The organism is Colwellia chukchiensis (genome assembly GCF_002104455.1).
In the GTDB taxonomy this organism is placed as follows: Bacteria; Pseudomonadota; Gammaproteobacteria; order Enterobacterales; family Alteromonadaceae; genus Cognaticolwellia; species Cognaticolwellia chukchiensis.
Window position 1 is genome coordinate 1 of the sequence record NZ_NBOC01000006.1, and the last position, 24,072, is coordinate 24,072.

Below are 24,072 nucleotides of genomic sequence, written 5' to 3' on the forward strand. Positions count from 1 at the left end.
AATGGTTTAACTCCTTTCGACTATGTTGCTTATTGTCTTGAACAACTCAGTGATCAAAATGTTGATGTTGAAGCTCTGCTACCTTGGAATGTAAAGCTTAGCTAGGTGCTGATCACCGGACGCTTACGTTTGGTTAGTGCATATAAAACAAAAGAAGGTGTGATGTATGAAACAAGTAGACGTATGTGTGAGAAAATATTGTAATTTTACTCACAACTCCTACAGCACATCTTATAATACGAGCGGTACAGTAACGTTTGCGTATAACAAATTACTTAAACGGACGCTAAACAGTTGGCTAGCGCTCGTTCCACGCAATTTTAGCCCACTATTTTTAGTCTGTTATTTGAGCGTTATGTGTTTAAACCGGTCAAATATTTTAAGGGATGAACTATGAGTGATAAAAAAGAAAATAAAATAGATGCTGTTATTGATACTGTATTAGAGTCGAAAAGGTTGAAGCAAGGCGCTATTAAAACAAAAAAAATACTATTTTCAATTTTTAAAGGGTTAACATTTATTACACCTTTTTTAACGGCTTTTTATAGTATCCAACAATCTTATGATGCAGGTATATACATTGGTGCGGGGGTTTTATGGATGCTAGCATTTGGAATTCTAATGTATTTGCTAAGACCCCAAAGTTAATTCGTATAATCATACGAATTAAATAAGCCACCCATAATAGCGCTGAGCAAAAATAAAACCTGGCGAGGACGATAAACGATGAATCTATACCGCTGATTGATGCCATTGGTTCGGTAGTTATGGGCAATGTTGATGTTTTTCTCGGCTATCGTTGAATTTCAGGCACGCTGGACTTGCTGTATCACAGTAGCGATTTGTTTTTTGTTGTTAATATGGGTATGAGTGCTTAGGCGCTATTTAACCAAGCCTGGGCATTGGCGATACCATGCGCTCTTTTTAAGCCGACATGCTCAGTAAATTCAGCTAAGTGCTCGGCGGTACCGACTGCACCAGTGAATATCTTTTCAAAGTGGTTGGTGAGTTTTAACCAGCTTTCATCGCTGATGTGTAATCTTGAGAGTATTTTCACTGCTTGTGCATTAATAGCAGTTATTATGGGAGTCTTGATAAGTTTGATTTCAGCTAACAGCTTGTTTCGCTTAACTGTTTTGCGTAATTTATACTTGTCATGTTGGTAAATACCGTGAATACTAAAAACTAACTTGGCTAAATCAATGCCAACAGCTTTAATTAAAGACATATGGTCTCTCCTTTAATTGAATGCTTTAACACCTTTCAATATGGTACATAGATGCCGTTTGGTAAGGGGAGTCCATATCATTCGTTAGGCGTTACACATTTATAAGTGTGGAGAGGAGATAATCATGGCAAAAAAAACAAAAGTCCTCCTTTTCGTCATTCTTGTTGGAGTGTTAACAGCTGTCATTTCATATTTTAAGAGTGGCGAATGGAATCTATTTACACTTCTACAAGCGGGTCTTATAGCGACGGTTCTCAATATAATAGTACTGCTTTACGATCATTACGGATGGCGTATGTTACTGCTTAAGTATGCGGCAACTTCTCCAAATATTAGGGGTACATGGAAATTTGAGGAACCGCGCATATTTAGTCTCTCTAAGTTATGTAAGTACGAACATCTAAATGGGGGGTTTTTAATCGTTAAGCAGAGTGATTCCCATATTCTCGTGAATATTCTGTGGGATGGAGATGAACCATCTGAACTGCGTATAGAATCGCCGACCTCAGTTAACCAAGACCGATGCTCATTTTCCGGTTTGTTTGTTGAACATCCTAATGAATCGACTCACAGTTTCGGTGCATTTATTACGTTTTCTTCCAAGTATCCAGACAAATTTGTGCTCAGATACCGGACTGATCATGATGTGACCGGAGAGATTACAGCTAGGAACCGCAAGCCCTGGATCGCAAAGAATATAGAGCAGGCGAAAAAAGACGCCACACACCTTCCAACCCTTTATGAAAAAGCACTTTTTGCACTGAGATGGACTTAGTAATTCATCTACCGAGTATATAATTAGGAGTCAGGAATGTGCTTTGAAATGCCTAACAAAGCGCTGGTGCCGGAAAAAATTTCTGCTTCGCTCCAAAATTTCCGCAGAGCGCGGCGTTACGAAAAGGATGATTCAGTGAATCGCGAAGATATGACCAAACTAACAACTACTGCTTTAACATTCCCAATAGTATTTTTATTAGTAGCGTATTTTTATGATGAAGGCACTTTATCAATTTTAAGTTTTCTCTCTTACTTGTTGCTAGCTGTCGTTGGTAGCTTGATTGGGGCTGTATATGCGTATTATGGGCACAATTGGTTTTTCAAAAACTCATTTGTAGCAGGCTTTATACCTTCAGTAGTTTTGATAATTATTTCCAGAAGTATGGGGTTAGATGATTTAGTTGAATTAGGGGATTTATGCTTAATTATTGCGTGTTGGACAACTGCATCAGAAGTCGCTTTTATCAAAAATAAAACAGTGTAAAGTCGTTATAAGAAATCGTTAAAGCAGCACAAATAACAGCTGACTGTGCTCGTGCCGCGCTATTTAAGCCATCAATTTTTAGTCTCTGAGTGAGGCGTTATGGGTGTCTTGATAAATTATTGGTGCCTTGATAAATTTTAAAGCGTTATGTTTTCAGGAGTATTTGGTTATGGATATGACTCAAAAAGAAGTTGCAGTTATTGAAGCGGCAATTAAGTCGCGGAACAAAAGCAAACGGATACAACCTATCTTATTTGCTTTAATGATTGGTGCTCTATTAGCAATGCTATTTGGTTCACTGTCAGGTGACAATTTTACTTATTTAGCATTCCTATTAGTCTTTCTTACTATTGTATCACCACAATTAGGTAACGCCCCAAAATATTGTGAACTAGTCGACATACTAGAGAAAAATTTGCCTCAAAACGAAACAATGGAAGATGTTTTGTCTCAAGAGCTAAAAACATAACACATGTGACCCTTCTTCCCGTCAATAAACAACAGTTATTATGGGCGCCTAGATTAACTTTAATCTCAAAACAAGCTTTTAGCTTGCTAAGCTGGTTAAACATTCAGTCGCGCACGTATTTGAAATTACGCGAGTATTTTTATAACATTGCCTATTAAGTAGTCAAATTTTGCTTTTTTTAAGAAATGAAAGGATGCTTAATGATGAGGAACTTAATACACTCAAGCGTAATAGTAATCGCTACATTATTTATTTATGGCTGTGGCGGTAGCTCTGATAACAAAAAAACACCAACACCGCCTACACCTCCCCCGCCGCCGGCAACTGTAATTAACACAGAATTGAGTAACGCTGTTACGGTGAACCATTTATATCTAGATGGAGAAGCCCAGCTCGCTGCAACAACACAAGGCTTATTTTGGCGAGCTAATGCTGATGCACAGTGGCAAGATCGCTCACCAAACGCAAATGAAGTGATAGCCTTAGCAATAATTTCCCAAGGACATTATATAGCTGCAATGGAAACGGTCGGCACTAGCCCATACGCTGAGCCCTCACCACTTTATATGACCCAAGATAGTGGTGAAAACTGGCAACTCATAAACCATAATTTTGGCGGTAGCGAGTATACTGCTATTAATAATATTGTTTATGATCAAGTGAATAATCAACTTTATGCTGTAGGCAATACTTCTTTTGCCGTTGCCAGTAGCTCAGCAGAAAACTGGACGCTATTAGCTGGCACTTGGGATGGATTAGCTTCTGGTTTAGCACTTATTTTACCTCACCCATCTCAACAATTGATTTGGTTTGGTGGACAAGGACCGATCGAAAATGGCTACTTAAGTCGTTATTCACTTGTTGACGCTAGCGTGACAACTTGGAGTGACTTACTGCCAAATCCGTCAGTTTTTAAAGGGGGGTTGATCCACCCAACCGACAATAAAACTGTTTTAGTTGGTGGTGAAGGTGGTATAGCAATCAGTCGAGATAATGGAGCAAGCTGGCAGCAGCCACTAGGTGATGTTGACCACCAGTTTTATTGGGATATTGTTATAGACGATGCCGGAAAATTGTACACAGCTAGTTATAACAAAGGCGATGCAGTGCAGCCATTAACCGTACTTTGCAGTAGTGACAACGGGGATACTTGGGTCAGTAACGATTTTTCAAACGAAGTTAGCAAAGGTGGGGTGACAAGTTTATTAATGGTGCAAACCGAAACAGAAAACCTACTTTATTTAGGCCTTTGGGATAATGGCATTAAGTCGGTTAGTACTACTGATATAAACTGCGGGTAATTCAATGTGCATCTGCTATTGATTTCAATGCTTTACGTTCAATAAAGATCACATAAGTTGCCACCATAACCTAAGTAATAATGAAAACTAGTGATGCTGATAGCCTAAAATTTAGCGCTTTGACGCTGAAAAGCGGCTGTACAAAGCGCTTTAAATGCTAGACGTGGCATCAACACAGCCATATAGCAAAGTCAAAGCCCTAAGCTTTGACTTTGTAACACTATGGGTGAACAGCGTAGCAATACTTACCCGTTTAGTAATTTTTTGCCGTTTGATTACTTTCTAGGCTTTGTTGTGTTTCAGCTAGCGCACTATTTTTTAATTTAATGACCACACGGCGATCATAAAAGCTGACTTTATTTTCGGCTGAGGCAACAACACTGTCTTGCTCACCAAAGGCAAACAAATTAATGCGCTCTGCCGCTACCCCTTGATCAATTAAGGCATTTTTTACTGCATTAATACGGGCTAAAGATAACGCGTGGTTTAAGGTTTTACTGCCTTGCTTATCAGTGTAGCCCGATAAGTCTAGGGTTAAATTGGGTGACTGCTTTACTATGCGCGCTAAGCTGGCAATTTGCTCATTATAATGCGGTTTAATTTCACTAGAGCCTGTAGAAAATTGTAAACTCATTAATAAGTTAGCCGCTTGCAGCTCGCTGGTGGCTTGATAGTTTTGCTGTAACGCTAATAACTGACGTTGATAATTTTGCTCTACTTGTGTCATTTTTTGTTGATAACGCGCCAAAGTGTCTGCATTGGTTTGTTTTTGCGCTTGATAGGCACTGGCTAATTGCTCAATTTCATCTTCAGCATTGATATTTTTGGCAATAAAGTTACCAGCAAGCCCGGTAACAAAAGCGCCAACTGGCCCACCGACTATCGCCCCTATTACCATGCCAGTGCCAAAGCCAATTTCTTCTTTTAATTGCGCAGCTTTTTGCTGCTCAACATTTTGCTGGCTCGGGCTTTCATAACTATTGGCAAATACAGGGCTAACGGTTAATGCCGAGATCAAGGCGACGTTAATTAATGTTTTTGTTGGAAATATTGGTGTTAATAGCGATACTTTAGCGTTCATTTTATATTCCTTGCGGTTTATGTCTAAAAATTATTGCCAACTAAGTAACATAAGCACTTAGTTCGCTGTTTGGTTTTGATGGTGTTATTAAACCGCAAGAAAACGACCACTAAGGGCCGTAAATATGGCAATGCGCGGGGCAAATGTGGCAACTTTATGGCAATTGCAATAATTAACAGCATTACTAGCATTTATTCGATATTATCAAACACAAATCTCCACTAGGAACATTGCATATTATGTCAAAACGGATTGCGATCGTTGAAGATGACGCGGCTATCAGAGAAAACTACGCTGACGTATTACGCCTACAAGGCTATCAAGTGCAAACCTATGCCAATAAGGCAACGGCTATGCAAGCCTTTAACCTACGATTGCCTAATTTAGCTATATTAGATATCGGCTTAGAGCAAGAATACGATGCCGGTTTTGAGCTTTGCCAATGGTTGCGCTCTGTGTCTAGCACCTTGCCCATAATATTTTTAACTGCGCGCGATAGTGATGTGGATACGGTATCGGGTTTACGCATTGGCGCTGATGATTACCTAACCAAAGACATTAGTTTGGCGCATTTAGCCGCGCGCATCGCAGCACTATTTCGTCGCCAAGATGCTTTGGGCAAACCACAGCAAGCAGATCACCTGCTAACACTTGGGCCGTTAACCATAGATAGTCAACGCATGAGTATTGAGTGGCAAGGAGCAATCGTGGATTTAACCATTACTGAATTTTGGATGCTCTATGCCCTAGCCAAGCACCCAGGCCATGTTAAAAACCGTAGTCAGTTGATGCAAGACTCCAATATCTATGTTGATGACTCCACCATTACCTCACACATTAAACGTATTCGTAAAAAATTTAGCGCGCTCGATAGTGAGTTTAATTGTATCGAAACCGTCTACGGCATGGGCTATCGATGGAATCAAAATCCAGCAGCTGTAGCACCGAGCTCATAGGGTACATTATTCATGAAGTGGCGTTTTGGCTTACGCAGCAAGCTATTATTATTATCTGGGTTTTTATTTGCTATTCCTTGGTTTGGTTATCAATACGTTTGGGAAATGGAAAAGTACTTAAGGTATGGACAAGAGCAAACCCTAGTAGGTACCGCAAGAGCACTCGCCACCGCCTTACATGAGCGGGATAATTTATTTAATAATCAAGCCAGCTTTTTACCGAGTGTAGAAAAAGGTAAAGACTTATACAGTTATGGTTTATCTGCCCCTATTCAACTTGACGGTTTAAATAATGACTGGCCTGACTTTGCTAATAAAGCGCACTTTTACCAACAAAACAACCAACTTTATCAGCAATTAAGTGCACAAGAGTTATCGATAAATTTAACCGCTGCAGTGGGTACTTATGGTAAGTATTTATACCTGTATTTTTCCGTTGTCGACGACAAGGTAATTTATCGCGATACTAACGCCCGCAGTATTAGCCATAACGATCATATTGAGCTTGCTTTTATTAACCCAAACGGCGTCTTTAGTCGCTTTATTATTAGCAATAAAACCACAGGTTGGATTGACGCCTACCGTATTACTGATGTTGCCCATAACATTCCTGTACCCGCGCGACAAATTCAAGGCCATTGGCGAGATACACCGCAAGGTTATGATGTTGAAGTGCGGGTGCCGTTAACAGAATTTAACGATAATATCGCCTTTGCCGTGCATGATGTTGACCAACCTTTAGGTAGCATAGAAACCTCGATAGGCTCCGCCGATCCCAGCTCGCCTGAAACATTAGGTACAATTTTAGTGCCATCGCCAGAAATTGAACGCATAGTTAAAGGTATGAGCTACACCAATTCAAGTATTTGGGTAGTGGATCAACACCACAGGGTATTAGCCTCAACTGGTGACATAAAAAATGCCAGTGGCGTGTGGAATAAGCACGTAAACTTAAACAATCAGCTTGCCAACAATGACGATAGCAATATCTTGCTAACCGCCTGGCAAACATTTGAAAGCAAAATACTTAAACCCATTTACGAGTCGATCTTAACCCAGCCACCAAGTAACTTTATTGACCAACTCTATGACTCAGAAAACCTTACCGGCAAACACATAGAAAGCGCCCTAAAGGGTGAGCCTATGTCACAATGGCGCTTAACCACAGATCAAAAAGCGGTTGTGCTTTCTGCCGCCTACCCTGTGTATATTAATGAGCAAGTAAAAGGCGCGGTTATTGTTGAAGAAACCACCAATGGCATTCGAACCTTACGCAACCAAGCGCTGGAAAAGCTGTTTAGCTCGATTATCGTCATTATGCTATTAGGCGCACTGGCGTTTTTCTTATTTGCCTCGCGTATTTCCAATCGCATTAGGGCCTTGAGTAATCAAGCCGAGCTAGCCATTGATGAACACGGGCGCATAAATGGCACGGTTGCAACCTCAAACAGTAACGATGAAATAGGCGATCTCACCCGCAGTTTTTCAACCGCCGTTAACCGTTTGGGTCAGTACAATCATTATTTAGAAAATATGTCATCGCGCTTATCACATGAACTACGCACCCCAATTGCCGTGGTGCGAACCTCACTAGAAACCTTAGCCATGCAACAGCAAGCAAACTCTGCCGCGCTAATAACTGCTAGTGAAAATAGCAACGCCGATAATGCGCTGACCAAACAAAACCCCTATTTACAACGGGCTTTACAAGGAGTTGAACGCTTAAGCTTAATTTTAACTAATATAAATGAAGCAACCCGTATTGAAGAAATTTTAAATCATACTGAACCAAGCGTGTTCGACTTAGGGCAAGTCATTAACGGCTGTATGCAAGGGTATCGTTTGATATATCCGCAGATTAATTTTACGTTTAAGGAAGTAAACCGTGAAAGTTATAAAGTGCTAGGCTCACCAGAGCATATCGCGCAATTATTAGATAAAGTTATCGCCAACGCGGTTGAGTTTTCCGAAGATGATCATGTCAGCGTAACCGTCCATAACCATCAACAGGTGCTCAGTTTAACAATCAGTAATCAAGGCCAGCTATTACCTGAGCAAATGAGTGAGCAGTTATTTGACTCTATGGTCTCGATCAGAGATAAACATAATAACCAGCAACCACATTTAGGCTTGGGTTTATACATAGCACGACTAATTTGCCAATTTCATCATGGCAGCATTAAAGCGCAAAACAATCAACGCCTATCTGGCGTTGACGTTATTATTACACTGCCGTTACATAAGTAACGCTGCGGCATTACAACAGTTAATTACATAAGCTTAAAACGCTAACCATTAACCTGCATGGCAGCTTTGAATGAGTTTTTGTATTTGAATTTAACTCATTACAAAACTCGGTTAATTCGCTGCACATTTGCTTGTCCGACACTTACAACATATACCCCAACAACCATCAAGTTGCTGGGCTTTTACATTATAGTCGTCTCAACAACGCCACGGTTGCGCTTAACTAATAAATCGTCGAGATTTACTCTGGCTTCTGCGCAATTTTTTGTAGGTTTTCATGAATTTTAAACAGCACAATTAACAACTCACACCAAATTCTTGAACCTATCGCACCACCAACAATAATACCTAAACCTGCTAAAAAGCCGCCGCCATATTCGCTAAACATAGTGCCTAAGCCTGAAACCAATGAGCCTAACAGCATCAGCCAATAAACAAAGGTGATGATTTTAGGGGTCAGCATTGAGTCGAAAAAAAATACATCTTTCATAGGTAAATCCTTTTTATTATTAATAACGCCAGTGTTCATCTACGCTCGGCTTGCGGCGTTGTTATTATTAGCCTAAGCATGAAACTATTTGCACTGGCTTATTTGGGCTAAGCATTAAAAGTAAGCTCTATGGCTAAAATAAGCTATACCAGTGCTCATTACTTAACCATAGCATAAGAGACATTGTCATAGGAAGAGCGAAACAGTTGCTTCCAAACAACTGATATAAAAGGTATTAAAAAACTATAGGTACTATTATTTTTTTTGAATTGCTACTAGTTTAGCTAAGGCTTTGTAGGCTCACAGCGTTTGCTGATTTCACCACACTACGTTGACGTTAATGACATAAGTGGCTGTTAATAACATAAACAAGGTAAGCTTTACCTAATACGTTAAGCGTTATTAACGCCGCCCATACTTCATAAAATATGCTTGTTTTAAATCAGGGAAAAAAGTAATGCTTAACTGGTTAGCCAAGCGCGTTTTTAATTAGCTTGTTCGGCAGCGCTGCTGCTACAACTACGCTTGCTTTGCGCCTGCGTTAAGCATTGCAAAGCCTAGCCCTAAAAACCAAACAATTTGCCCTAAACCAAAAATTGCCGTTGTTGTGGAAAAAAAGCCATTGTCGGCAAGAAACGAAAACCCAGCAAAAATGGTCAGTACACCAGCAAGTCCCACCAGCACGCCCCAATAATGCAACCACTGGCTAAATATTTTACCTTTTAGCCCGACATAACTAATCGCTAGCACCCAAAGCGCACCAACCAGCTCGATACCGCCCCCTAAGGCATCGACCACAATAGTAATACTGCGATTTATCACTAATGCGGCGTCAGGATCGATTGCATGGTACTTAGCTATTGGCCCTAGACTAGAGAGAAAAATAAGGCTACTGGCTAATACAAGGCCAGCCCAAAGGTAACCAATAATGGTAGTGATGTTAATAAACTCTGGCGAGACTTGTTTAAACGTTTGATAAGTTGCATGCACTAGAATAATCAATGCTAAGCTAAATAAAATTCCGCTGATCAAATAACCTAAAAAATAACTATCACGGTGTTCGATAACAAAACTTAGGTATTGCTTAGGTGTTTCCAGGCCGGTGGTATTTAAAATGCCAAAAAATAAAATAAAGCCAAATATATAAGTACAGGCTTCGACTATCGCGGCTAAGCCGCCCCATTTTAATAATGACATGTTTCTATCCTTTGCATGTTTGCCTAGTGAGTTAGCGACAATTGCTAGCGCATAATAGCAAGTGTGGTTATTGTCTTGTAGTTGACTAAGTTTGATAATTATAAGGCGACTTCTACATCAAGTTTTAGACTTAAAGGCCTTATTTTTGCTCGCCAAATTGCGGTACATCGTCCTTAGTTACGTTCTGCTCTTCGATGATATCGCTTGACCAGTCGTGATCAGACGCATCGGCATCTAGCCCGACTTGCTCGCCTTTTAATATCGCAGAATAAGTGAGTTTCGTCAGTAATGCAAAATGATCAGAGCCAATCGAAGGTAAGCGCTTAATAGAATTTAACGTAAAGTGATGGCTATGAAATAGGTGATCTAAAGGCCAACGCAAAAATGCAAAGTCGGCATGAAAGGTATTAAACATGCCACGGCCAACTCTTGGGTCGAGTAATCCACTAATTTTTCGAAATAAGCGCGTTGTTGCTGACCAAGCGACGTCGTTAAGATCTCCTGTCACTATGACAGGCAACTTGCTATCGGCTACACTTTTAGCAACTATGATAAGCTCTGCGTCGCGCTCAGCTGACTGGGGGTTTTCAGTCGGACTTGGCGGCGCTGGGTGCACAAAGTGCATACGAATGGTTTTTCCTGATCTTAACGCTAATGTTACATGGATAGATGGCACATCATCTTCAACTAAGAATGAAATTTCTTGCTCTTGAATTGGAAGTTTAGAATAAACATGCATGCCATATAAATTATCCAACGGGCACTTTACACTATAAGGCATATCTCGCTCTAAAACGTTTAGCTGATCTTCCCACCACTGGTCTGACTCTAAAGTGACAACAACATCCGGCTTGTGTTCACGAACAAGATTGACGAGTAAGTCTGAATGACGATTAGGGGTGAGAACATTGGCGGTAAGAATACTAATTTGACTATCAGCATGGCTATGGTTAGCACTTTTAACTTCCACGCGCCATACCAAGGTATACGGTAAAATCCACCATAATTGCCATACTAAGCACGCAGTTGTGATTATAACTAGCCCCCAAGTCAATGCTGAGTGCGTATCGAGAACTAGCAACTCGACAATCAGCAGCACGATAATTAAAATCGCGAATTGCAGCCTAGGAAAGTCCATTCCCCTTACCAGCCAATGTGGGTGACGAGAAAGCGGCAGTAAGGTCAACGCTAGGGTTAATGCGGTACAACAAGCAAGGAATAAAGTCATTGTTTTAATCTACCTTGATTTGAAAAAAGTCAAATTTAAACGATTTGAGGTATTAGCCAACAATAGGGAAATATCTGACTTTTTTGCCATTACTGTTGTCGCTCGATTACCGTTTAGACTAACAAGGTAATGTAAAAAGCTCAAAACAATAATTGTGAAGGGTAAAGTTCACGTTTGATACATCTGGTAATAAATGTCTGGTCAAAAATAAGCGACATCAAACTCTAAACACTTGCTCGCTGTTAAATATCTCATCTCCTAATTTTTATTGGCTAAATTAACTTAGCTAGCCTTTATTCAATCCCTATGTACTTATGTACTTGCACAGATAAACGCCAATTGTTGGCAATACAAGATGCAATTGCCAGCTCAGTGGCGCGTTGTTTTTGGCTGATGGGTTGTAAATAAATTTGTTTATGCTCAACCTTATGTTCAGCGAGTAAGGCTTTTAAATCATCGATATGTTGCTCGGTGGCCACCGGGTGTTTAATTTCATTGGCACGTTGCATGGCACTGGCGAGTATTTTATAACCACCGCGCATATTTACTTTTGGCGAAACCGTAACCCAACATTGCTTTGAAACCCTAATTTCAAAAGTGCCTGAGGTTTCTACTTGGCAGCTATAACCTTGCGCTTCAAAATAATGGCAAAGCTCTGTTAAATCTACCATACATGGCTCGCCGCCTGTGATAACAATATGTTTGGCTTGAAAGCCTTGCTGAGAAAATATCGCCGCCATCTCATCTAGCGTTAAATTCGACCATTGCTCGGTTTCTTCAGATTTGCTCAGTAATTGTTTGCTATTAACTTCTAATTCTGGATGAATTTCCCAGGTGTGCTTAGTATCACACCATGAGCAACCCACGGGACACCCCTGTAAGCGAAGAAATATGGATGGTTGGCCAGTAAAAGAGCCTTCACCTTGTAGAGTTTCAAACAATTCATTTATTTTATAACGTGTGGTCATTGCTTTATTGCTTAGTTGATTTCAAGTAAAATGCGCGTGTTTTTATTATACCCCAAGAGGTTTGCAAAGATGAGTAATAAAGTCGTAGTAATTTTTTCTGGTGGCATGGACTCTTTCACTGTGCTTAACCGTGCCCTAAAAGACGGCAAAGAGGTATATGCCTTAACGTTTGACTACGGCCAAAAGCATGTGAAAGAAATTGCCTGCGCGAGTAAGGTATGCCAGCAATTAGGGGTTTCGCATAAGGTTATTGATATTTCTGCTATTAATCAGTTGCTGGCTGGCTCGTCGTTAACCGATGACATTGAGATCCCAGAAGGTCATTATCAAGCTGATAATATGAAATCTACTGTGGTGCCAAATCGCAATATGATTTTACTCTCGTTAGCGGTTGGTTATGCTGTTTCAGTTGAAGCTGAACAAGTTTATTATGGTGCTCATTCTGGCGACCATGATATTTACCCTGATTGTCGTCCTGAGTTTGTCATGAAAATGAATGAGGTTTGTCAAATTGCCAACTACCAAGCAGTGGAGATTTTTAGTCCATATTTAACCAACAATAAGTCAGAAATTTTAACCGATGGCTTGAAAATGGGGCTAGATTATCAAGATACTTGGACCTGTTATAATGGCCGTAAAAAAGCCTGTGGCAAGTGTGGAGCCTGTCAAGAACGCTTAGAAGCGTTTGCCGATAATAACGTAACTGATCCTATTGCTTACGAATAGTCAGGCTATCAGCTTAGAAACTAAATTAGCAACTAAAAAGGGACATTTTTGATGTCCCTTTTCGCTGTCAACAAACCGCCAATACGTTATGCTATTTGCGTTACAACATAGACTGATGTCGCGTTTAGCTTATGCTACCCTTGGTTGCTAAATAATGTGTCATGTAGACGTTCAACTACCTGATTGGCGTCAGACTCTGGCACTAAAAAACACAAATTATGCTCGCTTGCACCGTGACAAATCATACGAATATTAAAATCATTTACCTGTTCAAATATACGGCTACCGACGCCGGTTGAACCATGAATTTTATTACCGATCACCGCAATTAAACTTAAGCCGTGCTCAACGCTGACTTCACATAATTGCTCTAGCTCTGCAACCACAGCTTGCGTCAATAATGCCTGTGTGCTGCCAAAAGGGTTATCAAATGTCAGGGCAACACTGATTTCGCTGGTGGTAATTAAATCAACACTAAGCTGATGTTTGGCTAATACTGTAAATATTTTTGCTAAAAAGCCACTGGCGTGTAACATTTCAGGGCTTTTGACTGTAACCAAGGTTTGCTCGCGCCGCAGCGCAATTGAGCGATAAGTTGGATTAGAATCTACCGTGCGTTGTATGCGCGTGCCACCAGCATCTGGCTCTTTACTGGAGCCAACAAATACCGGGATATCTTGGCGCATGGCAGGAATTAACGTCGCAGGATGTAATATTTTTGCGCCAAAGGTTGCCATTTCTGCAGCTTCACCAAAACTTATCTCTTTAATAGAGCGCGCTTGCCCCGTTATGCGTGGGTCTGTGGTAAAAATACCCACTACATCGGTCCAAATACTCACGTTATTGGCTTGAATCGCTTCAGCGATTAACGCCGCGCTATAATCAGAGCCACCACGACCAAGGGTAGTGGTTTTTCCCAGTTGATCACTGCCGATAAAGCCTTGAGTGACAACGACTTGCTCGTTAAGTTTAGGCCGCAGTAACGCCTTGGCTTGTGTACTGAGCTGGGCTAAGTTTACTTGCGCTTTGCCATATAAACTGTCGGTTTTCATCACTTGACGGACATCGAAATAATGACCATTAACACCAATGCTTTGCAAAACTTGGGCAAAAATACGAGAACTAAATTGCTCACCAAAACTTAAAATTTCATCACTATTTTGTAAACTGTAATCAGTTGCTTGTTGCGCTGCACAACGGCTTAATGCGCTTAATAGCTCATTTATTTCTTCGTCTAACGCTGATTGGCAAGTTAACTGACAACTTATTGCAAACTGGATGCGAGCAATAGCGGCAATAATGTTTTCACGTTCCTCTGCACCTATGCCAGCTTGACTTAAACGCACTAAATGATTGGTCACCCCAGCGCTCGCTGAGACAACGACCACACGATTTGTACGATCCTTTTTAATAATGTGGGCACAGCGCAACATGGCTTGATAGTCAGCGACACTGGTGCCACCAAATTTTGCCACGGTAATGTACGGATTATTGCTCAATGGCTTGCTTTTCGCTACTGACATGAGGCTGCTCCTAGACATCGACTTAAAATAACTAAACCCCCGAGCCTAGCAAGCGCTGAAATTTTTATTAATGCAGCGACAATATTATCGTCACGACGATTGGTAAAATGAGATATTAACATAAAAATTCTCCCTAAATAAAACAGGAAGAGCATGACTGAGCGTAACGCGAATCAGGTTAAGGCAACCGTTAGTTAATGCAGTACTGTTCAGCCAGAAGCTCTCCACCTAAATCTAAAAAAACGTGTTTTTTAGTGGTGACAGCCCTAAGGATTCAGCCTTAGTGACCGAACATGATATGCCCCCATACCACTGTTCTCGGCAATTGTCCCCCTCAATAACTGTCAATGGATGGCTCCTCGAGTTATTTACCTGGCAATTGCACCTCTTCTGGTGTGAAATTTAAATTTTTCTCATAAATTACATGCCCTACATGGCAAGCTTGTCAATTTGAGTAAAAATTCTAATTTTCAACGCAGTCATTAAAGCGCATTTAAAATCAAATATCAACAGCGCTTTAAACGGTTAAATTAATAAATTGATATTAATCGCTGCTGATCTAGGTATTGTTAATTGTTATGCTTGAATTTTAGGTATATTTTAGATTTTGTTGTTAGGGGCTGTTGATCTTTCATGGTTGATATTTATTCAATTTTAAACCGCTTTAAACGCGGCGCGAGCATTGAATAATCGTTAGGCTATTTAAAAAGCAAGCAACAAAGCGTACATGCGTTTTAAATGCACCTAACGGCAGCACTGGTATGAAATTGATACGGCGTTATCACCTGTTCGTGTAGCTCGCTGCACGCCACAGCATCTGCCTTGTCTAAATACACACAAGTCGCTGTAAAGGTCATTTCGAAAGATCAACAGACCCAAGTATTGGAGTTTTAAAGATGGATTTATTTTTATTAAAAAAGCTCATTAGCTTTATGATCATGCCGCTGAGTATTATTGTTTTCCTATTATTGATGGCAATTATTTTTTTTCGTGCCAAACCTAAACTTAGTTTTACTGCTTTAGTTAGCGCTAGTGCGTTATTAATCTTTACGACCTTACCGCCAATCTCAGATCGCTTAATGGCTCCTTTAGAAAACAATTACCCTGCATTTACACAAAGTAAGCAAGCGCTTGATTATATTATTGTCTTAGGCGGAGTACACACCACAGTGGCTGGCTTGCCGGCCACTAGTCAGTTAAAGTCAAGTTCGTTAGAGCGCCTTGTTGAGGCAGTTCGAATTTACCGACTGCATCCAGAAGCACAAATGATCACCTCAGGCTTTACTGGCGGCGATGAAAGCTCTAATGCAGAAAAGGTCAAACAAGCCGCGATATTATTAGGGGTGCCCGCTCATAAAATATTAACGGAAAACTTTCCTAAAGATACTGAAGAAGAAGCACAATTAATTGCACCTAGGGTAATCAACAAACATGTCGCTTTAGTCACCAGCGCTAATCATATGCCGCGCGCTATGGCCTACTTTGAGCAATATGGTGTTAACGCCATTGCAGCGCCTGCTAGCCCTTGGGTAAAACGTAATAACCAAACCCCTTGGTCATATTACTTCCCCAATGCCAAAAAGTTGCAGCAAACCACGACCGCATGGCATGAAACACTTGGCCGCATAGTGCAGTGGTTTAATCGCTAATAGCCAACAAGCGTTTTACCCGCATAGGCAGCGTATATACCCTATTGAACTTAATATCCGACGCAAAAGCGCCGACACCATCAAGCTGGGTTATCAATATCAATAAATTTCGCCTCGACTGGCAAATGCTGATTAAAATGTGCCGCGAGCGCTTTGGCGCCGTAGCGCTCAGTTGCGTGGTGACCCGCACAATAAAAATGAATATCCATTTCTCGAGCAACATGCGTTGTTTGCTCAGACACTTCACCGCTAATAAAGGCATCTATGCCCTGCTCTGCCGCCAACTCAATATAACCTTGTCCGCCACCGCTGCACCAAGCCACTGTCTTAATCGCTTTATTTGATGGGGCAGCAATATGCATACAGGCTCGATTTAATTGCTGATTAATACGCTGTTCAAGTTGTTGTGGCAATAATGGTGTTGAAAAGTCGCCGCGTACCGCTACGCTGAGTTCATTACCAACTTCTAATGGCGCAACATTATCAATGGAAAATAGCTTAGCTAACTGGGCGTTATTCCCTAAGCTAGGGTGGATATCTAAAGGTAAATGATAAGCAAATAGGTTAATATTGTTTGTTAACAAGGCTTTAATACGATTATGCTTCATTCCGCGAATGACATAGCTTTCATTTTTCCAAAAAAAACCATGATGCACCACTAAGGCATCGGCTTTTTCTGCAATGGCTTGCTCAATTAAAGCTTGCGTGGCCGTAACACCTGTGATCACTTTTTTAATCACAGCACTGCCTTGCACTTGTAAACCGTTAGGGCAAAAATCTTTAATTTGTTCTGGTTTTAATAAGGTATTTAAATAACTTTCAAATTCTTCACGTTGCATGGGGTTTTCTGACCTCAAGTTATAAGTGTATTGTGTCAAGAGCTATTGGCTGCTATGACTTAGGTAATTTTATGATTATTTTTTCTAGAAGAGTTCATACTCGGCACTTTCACTGGTTCAAAACTCGGTCCTAGTTGCCACTTCGCTTTTATTGGCGTTAACGGTAACTGGCGCTTTTTAGCAATAACCGCATAAACAGAGCCAAAACTTGGCAAAAATCGTGCGGCTATATGCTGCCAATAGCGACTAAAAGGGCCTTGTGATACTTTGCCCACCAAAGAAGAGTGCAAAAAGCGCTGATCAAGCTGAATTTCATACCCCATTAAGTGTAACCAATCTTTTACCCGCATCGGCGAAAATAGTCTCTCATTCCATGGCGCTTGTTTGCGACGATAAGGCACAAATTGGTTTAAGCCAGCGAGACTCATGGCATTAAAGCCTGTGATCACCAAGTAACCATTAGGGATCAAAACCCGATTAGCCTCGCGCAGCACATGGTGCGGGTCCAATGAAAACTCCAACGCGTGCGATAAAACACAAACATCAATACTATGTTGCAACAAAGGTAAATCATCAATATCAGCGATAATATCGGCGTTTGCTAACTTATTGCTCAAGGTTAATTGATGCTTAATCGGGCTTTCTTCGCTATTTATCGCGTCGCTTAATGCGCCAATTTTTAATAAATGATAGCCGAAAAACTTTGCCCACCAAGGTGATAAGACTTGATTGATATTGCCGACAATCAATTCACCATTAGGAATATCAAGCCATGACTGTGGATAGTGAGGCTGGCGAAACGCAAGTGCTGGTTTCATTATATTAAAGGTTATAAAAAATCAGTATAATCATGCTATCAGTATACTCAGGAGCCCACCATGGCGCAAAGTGAAGAGACGACAAATATGCAAGTTTCCATGATCAAAGCCTTTACCGATAATTATATCTGGGCGATAAGCTCAAATGCGACAAATAAAATAGCACTGGTAGATCCCGGTGATGCCGATGTTTGTATCAATTTTATTAAACAACAAGGTGTACAATTATCGAGCATATTAATCACTCATCATCATGCTGATCATGTTGGCGGCATTGAGGAACTGGTGGCTTATTGCCAAAGCAATGGTTGGCCAATAACAGTTTATGGACCCAAAAACGAAAATATCCCTGATCGTAACGTTGCCCTTAGTGATGAAGATAAGATAACGCTCGATGACTTAGGTTTTGAATTTTCTATTATTGGTGTGCCTGGACATACCAGCGGCCATATTGCTTATTTATCACAAGACAACCTATTTTGCGGAGATACCTTGTTTTCAGCCGGTTGCGGCAGATTATTTGAAGGTACGCCGGCACAAATGCTTAACTCGTTAGAAAAACTCAGTGCATTACCAGAGCGTACGCGGGTTTATTGTGCACATGAATACACCTTAGCGAATCTTAATTTTGCCCTGACGGTTGAACCCACTAACAGTGAGCTAATCCATTACTACAACAAGGTAATAAAATTACGCGAACAAGGCACTGCGACCATACCAACGTCTATCTTATTGGAAAAGAAGATCAATCCATTTTTGCGTTGTCACACCAACAGCATGTTAGAAAGCGTTACGGATCTGAGTGGTGAAATTGTAGCCGATAAGCTAACCGCATTTACCATTATTCGTACCTTAAAAGATAAGTTTTAAGGCGATTTATCGGTCATTATCTTGAATAAACATGGCAAATAAGTGACACTGGCGACAAGTAAATTTATATAGATATTCCATGAAGTACATAACATTATCAATTGCAGCGGTAATGCTGTTATCCGGCTGCCAATCAGTACTAAAACAAAATAACGCGCAAAATCATGACACTAACGCCGATGCTCAGGCATTAATCGACGTGGCCTCTGCGGTTGAAATCAATCAAGCCTTACTAAAAGATGAAGCGTTAGATATTATTCATCCCATCGCAGACGGTGACATCGACCTAGGTAAAAAGGGCCAAGAAAGCTATATAAGTAACGATGTATGGCAAAGAATACGCACTAATCTTAGCTTTGAAATACCTGAAAACCCACGTATCACCGCACAACGTAACTGGTTTTTAAAACACCCAAGTTATCTCAATCGTGTTGCTAAACGTGCTGAGCCATTTTTGTTTTATATTGTCGAAGCCATTGAAGCGAATAACATACCGGTAGAGATTGCCCTATTACCCATAGTTGAAAGTGCCTTTGATCCTTTTGCGTACTCCCATGGCCGTGCGTCAGGAATGTGGCAGTTTGTACCAGCAACAGGTAAGCGCTTTGGCATGAAGCAAAACTGGTGGTATGACGGAAGACGTGATGTTGTCGCCTCGACCCAAGGTGCGATTAAGTACTTGCAATATTTACATCAATTTTTTGATGGCGACTGGATGCTAGCTTTAGCCGCTTATAATTCAGGCGAAGGTCGGGTGCAACGAGCGGTAAGAAACAACAAGAAGAAAAATCTAGCTACAGATTTTTGGTCGTTAGATCTACCTAAAGAAACCCGCGCTTATGTACCTAAATTACTGGCATTAGCCGATATTGTTAAGCGCAGTGACGAGTTAAAAATAAAGCTACATGAAATTGACAATAGTGCGGTGATCAGCAAAGTTAATATTGGCTCACAACTTGACCTTGCTAAAGCAGCGCAACTTGCCGAATTGCCGTTAATCGAATTGCAACGACTTAATCCGGGCTTTAACCGCTGGGCTACAGATCCCGATGGCCCACACTATTTATTATTGCCAAACCATAAAGTCGCCACATTTAAACAGGGGCTTGCCAAGTTATCACCAAATGAGCGCTTAGCGTGGCAACGTTACAAAATTAAAAATGGTGATAGCTTAGGAAAAATTGCCCAAAGCTTTAACACTGAAATTGCCTTGATCAAACAAGTGAATAACATCAAAGGCACGCAAATTAGAGCCGGAAAGTATTTATTGATCCCTGTCGCTACCGCTTCTTTAGACAGCTATTTATTATCACAAAATCAGCGCCTAGCAAAAACACAAAATAAAGTATTGGCAGGTGAAAAACGTATTCATCTCGTCAAAGCCGGTGATACCCTGTGGGATATTGGTCGTACCTATAAGGTGTCCACCCGCAGCATTGCAAAATGGAATGGCATGGCTCCACGCGATACCATTAAACTGGGTCAAAAACTGGTTATCTGGCAAAAAACCACCAGCAAAAACTTACTCAGTGCTAACCAAGCACAAAATGAGCAAGCAATAATGCGCAATATTAATTATCGTGTGCGCAAAGGTGACTCTTTCGCGCGTATTGCGGATAAATTTAATGTTTCAATCAAAGATATTGAACGTTGGAATAGCCTAAGCCGAAAAAAATATTTACAACCGGGGCAAATGTTAAAGCTATCGGTAGACGTTACCAATAACATTTAACGCGATAAAATAGTTACCCACAATAAAAAGCGCTAATTGGCATGATTAGCGCTTTTTTTGGTTCTTATACTAGAGTGCAGAAACACCTTGGGTAATAATGCCTTTGGTTTGATTAACAATATCCATCAATGCTTGTTGATCAAAGGCTTTAATTTTCGGGGTATGTATATGGCCAACAGGCAAGCTCAAATTATACTTGTCGCGCAATAAGATACTACGATAAGAAATCTCATTCGACAAATAGCCACCACCTGAGCCAGTTACCGAGGTATGCTTGATAATATCCGATAACGATTGCGCGTTCACTGTGCCGCCAGCGAGTGTTGAAACTTTACGGTTATCATGCACTTGATATTTTCCTAACGCTTTCTTCATTGCTGATACTGGCAAACTAAACTCGACAAATTCAGGCCCAGATAAAGGCTTGCCTTTTAGCTGCGGCACTAATGGCGTACTTTTTGTTGCGCCGGTCAAGACATTTTGGTTATCGGGTGCATTGGCGCTGCGCCTGAGCGCAGGAAAACGTTCTAAATCAAAATCTTCTCTTCCCATGCTCACGGTTAATACCATATCAACCGATTTTTGTTGCACATAAGGGGTTAGCATTTCTTCTATCATGCCCTGATCAAAGTCAGCAAAACGCACTGGCACAATCAGCACTTCAATTTCTGCGGTTTGTCCATTAATGCTGACAACGACATCATCAAGCGCTAAAGCGACAACACCTGAAGGGTTACTTTGATCTATATGGCGATCAAGAAAAAAAGGGTCAAAACCCGTCAATAATATTTTTTTATCTGCATTTTTATTAAAATTAATATCTTGTTGACCACGAGATAATAGCTCCAGAGTCCACAACAGCTTATGTTGTTGGTTGGCAAATAATTCGGCAAATGCAGGAGCGGAGCGTAACGCCTTGGTCATTTGTAAGCGCGCCCAATATAATGGCCGATCATCATAATCATTTAATTGATTAAACGATGTTTTGGCATCAAGCCAAAGGGCACTGCCATGACGCATAGTTAATTGCGTCAGCGCGGTATAATTATTGGCGCGATTAACTTGTTGACGGTAACTGTCTACCCGTTGAGAAAGCCGATTAGCTATCTCAGGCATCAGTGCAACCGCTTTTTTAATGCGTAACTCTTCTACCGTTAATACCGTTTTATCAAGCACTTGTGCCTTGCTAAAGGTGGCTACGAACAAGGATACTATTGCGATAGACAAACTCGACTTTTTTAATTTATCAGTTCTGAACATTAATCTCTCTTTAATCAAGTTATCGACATGAAATCCGACTGGACTTCAACATATTCAATTGTTTATTTGGCAGTTTAAGGGATCACAAATGTTAAAACTAGCGCTAAATTGGACGATTAAAAACACTTTTTTAAACTTTCACTAAAATAGAGTAAAAATTCTATTGATTTTTTATAAAATGCTGTCAAAGTGTCGGTACAGCATATGTTGCTGTGCGATTACTTTTCGGTAAAAACTCTTATTTTTTACTTCAGAGCATTACGCACCTTCCCTTCAGGTTATCTCCTGATGTGGTTCTTGCTGACAATTTGTCATTCATAAATATAAAGGGGTAGCACTTCAATGTGTTCGATTTTTTGTATATTAGATATTAAAACCGGTGCCGATGCACTACGTCCAAAAGCTTTAGAATATTCTCGTTTATTACGTCATCGTGGTCCAGATTGGTCTGGCATCTACAATAACGACAAGGCGATACTCGTTCATGAACGCTTAGCTATTGTCGATACTGAACATGGTGCGCAGCCACTATATAGCAGTGACAAATCTTTGATACTAGCAGTAAATGGTGAGATTTATAATCATAAAGCCTTAGCCAGTCATCATACACCAGACTATGACTTTCAAACGGCTTCTGATTGTGAAGTGATCATTCCACTGTATGAAAAGTTTGGTAGTGACTTTGTTGATAAACTTCAAGGTATGTTTGCGTTTTGTTTATATAACGAAAAAGACAATAGTTACTTAATCGCACGTGATCATATTGGCATTATTCCGTTATATACCGGTTATGATGAAGACGGCAACTTTTATGTTGCCTCAGAAATGAAGGCCTTAATGCCAATTTGTAAAACCGTTGCTGAGTTTCCTCCCGGTCACATTTTAGATAGTAAAGTAGGTAAACTGACTAAATACTATCAACGTAACTGGCAAAAGTATTCTGCCATCAAAGATAACAATACCAGCAAAGAAAAGTTACGCGAAGCATTAGAAGATTCGGTAAAAAGCCACCTTATGACCGATGTGCCCTACGGTGTATTGCTTTCTGGCGGCCTGGACTCCTCATTAATTTCAGCAATAACACAAAAATTTGCCGCGCGTCGAATTGAAGAAAACGACTTATCTGAAGCTTGGTGGCCCAAAGTTCATTCTTTTGCCTGTGGCTTGGCGGGATCGCCAGACTTAGTTGCTGCACAAACAGTAGCGGATAGCATAGGCACCATACACCATAGCGTTGTTTTCACTGAGCAAGAAGGTATAGATGCATTAAAAGAAGTGATTTATCATTTAGAAACTTATGATGTCACCACCATTCGCGCGTCAACACCTATGTATTTAATGGCGAGAAAAATCAAAGCCATGGGCATAAAAATGGTACTTTCAGGCGAAGGGGCCGATGAGATATTTGGCGGCTATTTATACTTTCATAAAGCACCAAATGCCGAAGAGTTTCATAATGAGTTATTACGCAAACTCGATAAACTGCACATGTACGACTGCTTGCGCGCAAACAAGTCAATGTCGGCATGGGGTATTGAAGCGCGTGTTCCGTTTTTGGATAAAAACTTTATGGATGTTGCCATGCGCATTAACCCTGCGGATAAAATGTGTGGCAATGGTAAGATGGAGAAAGCGATCTTACGCTCATCTTTTGAAGGTTATTTACCAAAAGAAATTTTATGGCGTCAGAAAGAGCAGTTTTCAGACGGTGTTGGTTATTCCTGGATTGATGGCTTAAAAGCCCATATTGAAAGCCAAGTTAGCGACCAACAGTTAGCTAACGCAGCATTTAAGTTTCCTGTGAATACCCCAGACACCAAAGAAGCGTATTTTTATCGTTGTATTTTTGAGCAACACTTTCCATTACCCTCTGCAGCCGAGTGTGTGCCGGGCGGTAAGTCCGTTGCCTGTAGCACGCCAGAAGCATTAGCGTGGGATGAAAGCTTTGCCAATATGGCCGATCCGTCAGGTCGCGCTGTGCAAAGTGTTCACCATGATAGCTATTAAGCTTAGCTTGCAGTTAAGATCAGTGCAGTTACAAGGATAAATACCTTGAGCTTAAACAAAGTAAGAGAAAACCGACGAATTTCGTCGGTTTTTTTGTACAAAATATACTAAATATTATAAAGTTACTGCCAACTGTACTTTTATCATCACGCTATTGAAATGATCACTGTCGCCATCGAGCTGAATAAATCGCCCAATAGCTTTTATTTGTAGGAACTGCTC

Annotated in this window: 21 protein-coding genes, 1 pseudogene and 1 riboswitch; of the genes and pseudogenes, 12 read left to right on the forward strand and 10 right to left on the reverse strand. The window is 40.7% G+C overall.

From position 1 onward, the window contains the following. Positions 1-393 precede the first annotated feature (393 nt). Positions 394-648: a hypothetical protein gene (locus B6K83_RS08655; protein WP_085284541.1), complete on the forward strand. Its 255-nt coding sequence runs from the start codon at positions 394-396 to the stop codon at positions 646-648. 430 nt (positions 649-1,078) lie between these two features. Here B6K83_RS08655 and B6K83_RS08665 read toward each other — a convergent pair. After that, positions 1,079-1,228: pseudogene (locus B6K83_RS08665) on the reverse strand (IS110 family transposase); the annotation flags it as partial. 124 nt (positions 1,229-1,352) lie between these two features. On the opposite strand from B6K83_RS08665, the gene B6K83_RS08670 reads away from it, so the two are divergent. The 4 genes from B6K83_RS08670 to B6K83_RS08685 all read left to right on the forward strand — a co-directional run bounded on the left by B6K83_RS08670 (position 1,353) and on the right by B6K83_RS08685 (position 4,259). Then, positions 1,353-2,003 carry a hypothetical protein gene (locus B6K83_RS08670; RefSeq protein WP_085284542.1) on the forward strand — a complete coding sequence of 217 codons (651 nt, stop codon included), beginning with the start codon at positions 1,353-1,355 and terminating at the stop codon, positions 2,001-2,003. A gap of 36 nt (positions 2,004-2,039) precedes the next feature. Then, positions 2,040-2,489, forward strand: a complete 450-nt coding sequence (locus B6K83_RS08675) for a hypothetical protein (protein WP_085284543.1) — start codon at positions 2,040-2,042, stop codon at positions 2,487-2,489. Between the two features lie 169 nt (positions 2,490-2,658). Continuing rightward, the gene (locus tag B6K83_RS08680) at positions 2,659-2,958 is read left to right on the forward strand and encodes a hypothetical protein (protein ID WP_085284544.1); all 300 of its coding nucleotides are present in this window, start codon (positions 2,659-2,661) and stop codon (positions 2,956-2,958) included. Between the two features lie 200 nt (positions 2,959-3,158). Continuing rightward, complete coding sequence (locus B6K83_RS08685; RefSeq protein WP_085284545.1) at positions 3,159-4,259, forward strand: WD40/YVTN/BNR-like repeat-containing protein; 1,101 nt, start codon at positions 3,159-3,161, stop codon at positions 4,257-4,259. 253 nt (positions 4,260-4,512) lie between these two features. Here B6K83_RS08685 and pdsO read toward each other — a convergent pair whose 3' ends face one another. Then, a complete protein-coding gene (pdsO, locus tag B6K83_RS08690; protein WP_085284546.1) occupies positions 4,513-5,340 on the reverse strand; it encodes a sortase-associated OmpA-like protein PdsO in 828 nt (275 codons plus the stop codon). 239 nt (positions 5,341-5,579) lie between these two features. On the opposite strand from pdsO, the gene pdsR reads away from it, so the two are divergent. Further along, positions 5,580-6,296 (forward strand): proteobacterial dedicated sortase system response regulator, encoded by a 717-nt coding sequence (pdsR, locus tag B6K83_RS08695; protein ID WP_085284547.1) that lies wholly within the window; start codon positions 5,580-5,582, stop codon positions 6,294-6,296. Positions 6,297-6,308: 12 nt separating this feature from the next. Beyond that, positions 6,309-8,543 (forward strand): proteobacterial dedicated sortase system histidine kinase, encoded by a 2,235-nt coding sequence (gene pdsS / locus B6K83_RS08700; protein ID WP_085284548.1) that lies wholly within the window; start codon positions 6,309-6,311, stop codon positions 8,541-8,543. 241 nt (positions 8,544-8,784) lie between these two features. Here pdsS and B6K83_RS08705 read toward each other — a convergent pair whose 3' ends face one another. The 4 genes from B6K83_RS08705 to queE form a co-directional block, all read right to left on the reverse strand. Further along, complete coding sequence (locus B6K83_RS08705; protein ID WP_085284680.1) at positions 8,785-9,033, reverse strand: DUF4282 domain-containing protein; 249 nt, start codon at positions 9,031-9,033, stop codon at positions 8,785-8,787. Positions 9,034-9,552: 519 nt separating this feature from the next. After that, positions 9,553-10,230, reverse strand: coding sequence for a DUF4386 family protein (locus B6K83_RS08710; RefSeq protein ID WP_085284549.1), 678 nt, complete (start codon positions 10,228-10,230; stop codon positions 9,553-9,555). Positions 10,231-10,369: 139 nt separating this feature from the next. Further along, complete coding sequence (locus B6K83_RS08715) at positions 10,370-11,458, reverse strand: endonuclease/exonuclease/phosphatase family protein (protein ID WP_085284550.1); 1,089 nt, start codon at positions 11,456-11,458, stop codon at positions 10,370-10,372. Between the two features lie 293 nt (positions 11,459-11,751). Beyond that, positions 11,752-12,426, reverse strand: a complete 675-nt coding sequence (gene queE, locus B6K83_RS08720) for a 7-carboxy-7-deazaguanine synthase QueE (protein ID WP_085284551.1) — start codon at positions 12,424-12,426, stop codon at positions 11,752-11,754. Positions 12,427-12,495: 69 nt separating this feature from the next. On the opposite strand from queE, the gene queC reads away from it, so the two are divergent. After that, positions 12,496-13,152, forward strand: coding sequence for a 7-cyano-7-deazaguanine synthase QueC (gene queC, locus B6K83_RS08725; protein WP_085284552.1), 657 nt, complete (start codon positions 12,496-12,498; stop codon positions 13,150-13,152). Positions 13,153-13,286: 134 nt separating this feature from the next. Here queC and lysC read toward each other — a convergent pair whose 3' ends face one another. Continuing rightward, the gene (lysC, locus tag B6K83_RS08730) at positions 13,287-14,675 is read right to left on the reverse strand and encodes a lysine-sensitive aspartokinase 3 (protein WP_085284553.1); all 1,389 of its coding nucleotides are present in this window, start codon (positions 14,673-14,675) and stop codon (positions 13,287-13,289) included. 209 nt (positions 14,676-14,884) lie between these two features. Continuing rightward, positions 14,885-15,073: riboswitch (Lysine riboswitch) on the reverse strand. 498 nt (positions 15,074-15,571) lie between these two features. Between lysC and B6K83_RS08735 the strand changes: the two genes are divergently transcribed. After that, positions 15,572-16,324 carry an ElyC/SanA/YdcF family protein gene (locus B6K83_RS08735; RefSeq protein ID WP_085284554.1) on the forward strand — a complete coding sequence of 251 codons (753 nt, stop codon included), beginning with the start codon at positions 15,572-15,574 and terminating at the stop codon, positions 16,322-16,324. Positions 16,325-16,404: 80 nt separating this feature from the next. Here B6K83_RS08735 and B6K83_RS08740 read toward each other — a convergent pair whose 3' ends face one another. Next, the gene (locus tag B6K83_RS08740; protein ID WP_085284555.1) at positions 16,405-17,163 is read right to left on the reverse strand and encodes a Nif3-like dinuclear metal center hexameric protein; all 759 of its coding nucleotides are present in this window, start codon (positions 17,161-17,163) and stop codon (positions 16,405-16,407) included. A gap of 59 nt (positions 17,164-17,222) precedes the next feature. Beyond that, positions 17,223-17,981 (reverse strand): class I SAM-dependent methyltransferase, encoded by a 759-nt coding sequence (locus B6K83_RS08745; protein ID WP_085284556.1) that lies wholly within the window; start codon positions 17,979-17,981, stop codon positions 17,223-17,225. 60 nt (positions 17,982-18,041) lie between these two features. On the opposite strand from B6K83_RS08745, the gene gloB reads away from it, so the two are divergent. Both gloB and B6K83_RS08755 read left to right on the forward strand, forming a co-directional pair. Next, a complete protein-coding gene (gene gloB, locus B6K83_RS08750) occupies positions 18,042-18,851 on the forward strand; it encodes a hydroxyacylglutathione hydrolase (protein WP_085284557.1) in 810 nt (269 codons plus the stop codon). Between the two features lie 79 nt (positions 18,852-18,930). Then, complete coding sequence (locus B6K83_RS08755) at positions 18,931-20,583, forward strand: LysM peptidoglycan-binding domain-containing protein (protein WP_085284558.1); 1,653 nt, start codon at positions 18,931-18,933, stop codon at positions 20,581-20,583. A 69-nt stretch (positions 20,584-20,652) separates the two neighbouring features. Here B6K83_RS08755 and B6K83_RS08760 read toward each other — a convergent pair whose 3' ends face one another. Then, complete coding sequence (locus B6K83_RS08760; RefSeq protein ID WP_085284559.1) at positions 20,653-21,843, reverse strand: hypothetical protein; 1,191 nt, start codon at positions 21,841-21,843, stop codon at positions 20,653-20,655. Between the two features lie 342 nt (positions 21,844-22,185). Between B6K83_RS08760 and asnB the strand changes: the two genes are divergently transcribed. Continuing rightward, positions 22,186-23,850: an asparagine synthase B gene (asnB, locus tag B6K83_RS08765; protein ID WP_085284560.1), complete on the forward strand. Its 1,665-nt coding sequence runs from the start codon at positions 22,186-22,188 to the stop codon at positions 23,848-23,850. The last annotated feature ends 222 nt before the right edge of the window (positions 23,851-24,072 follow it).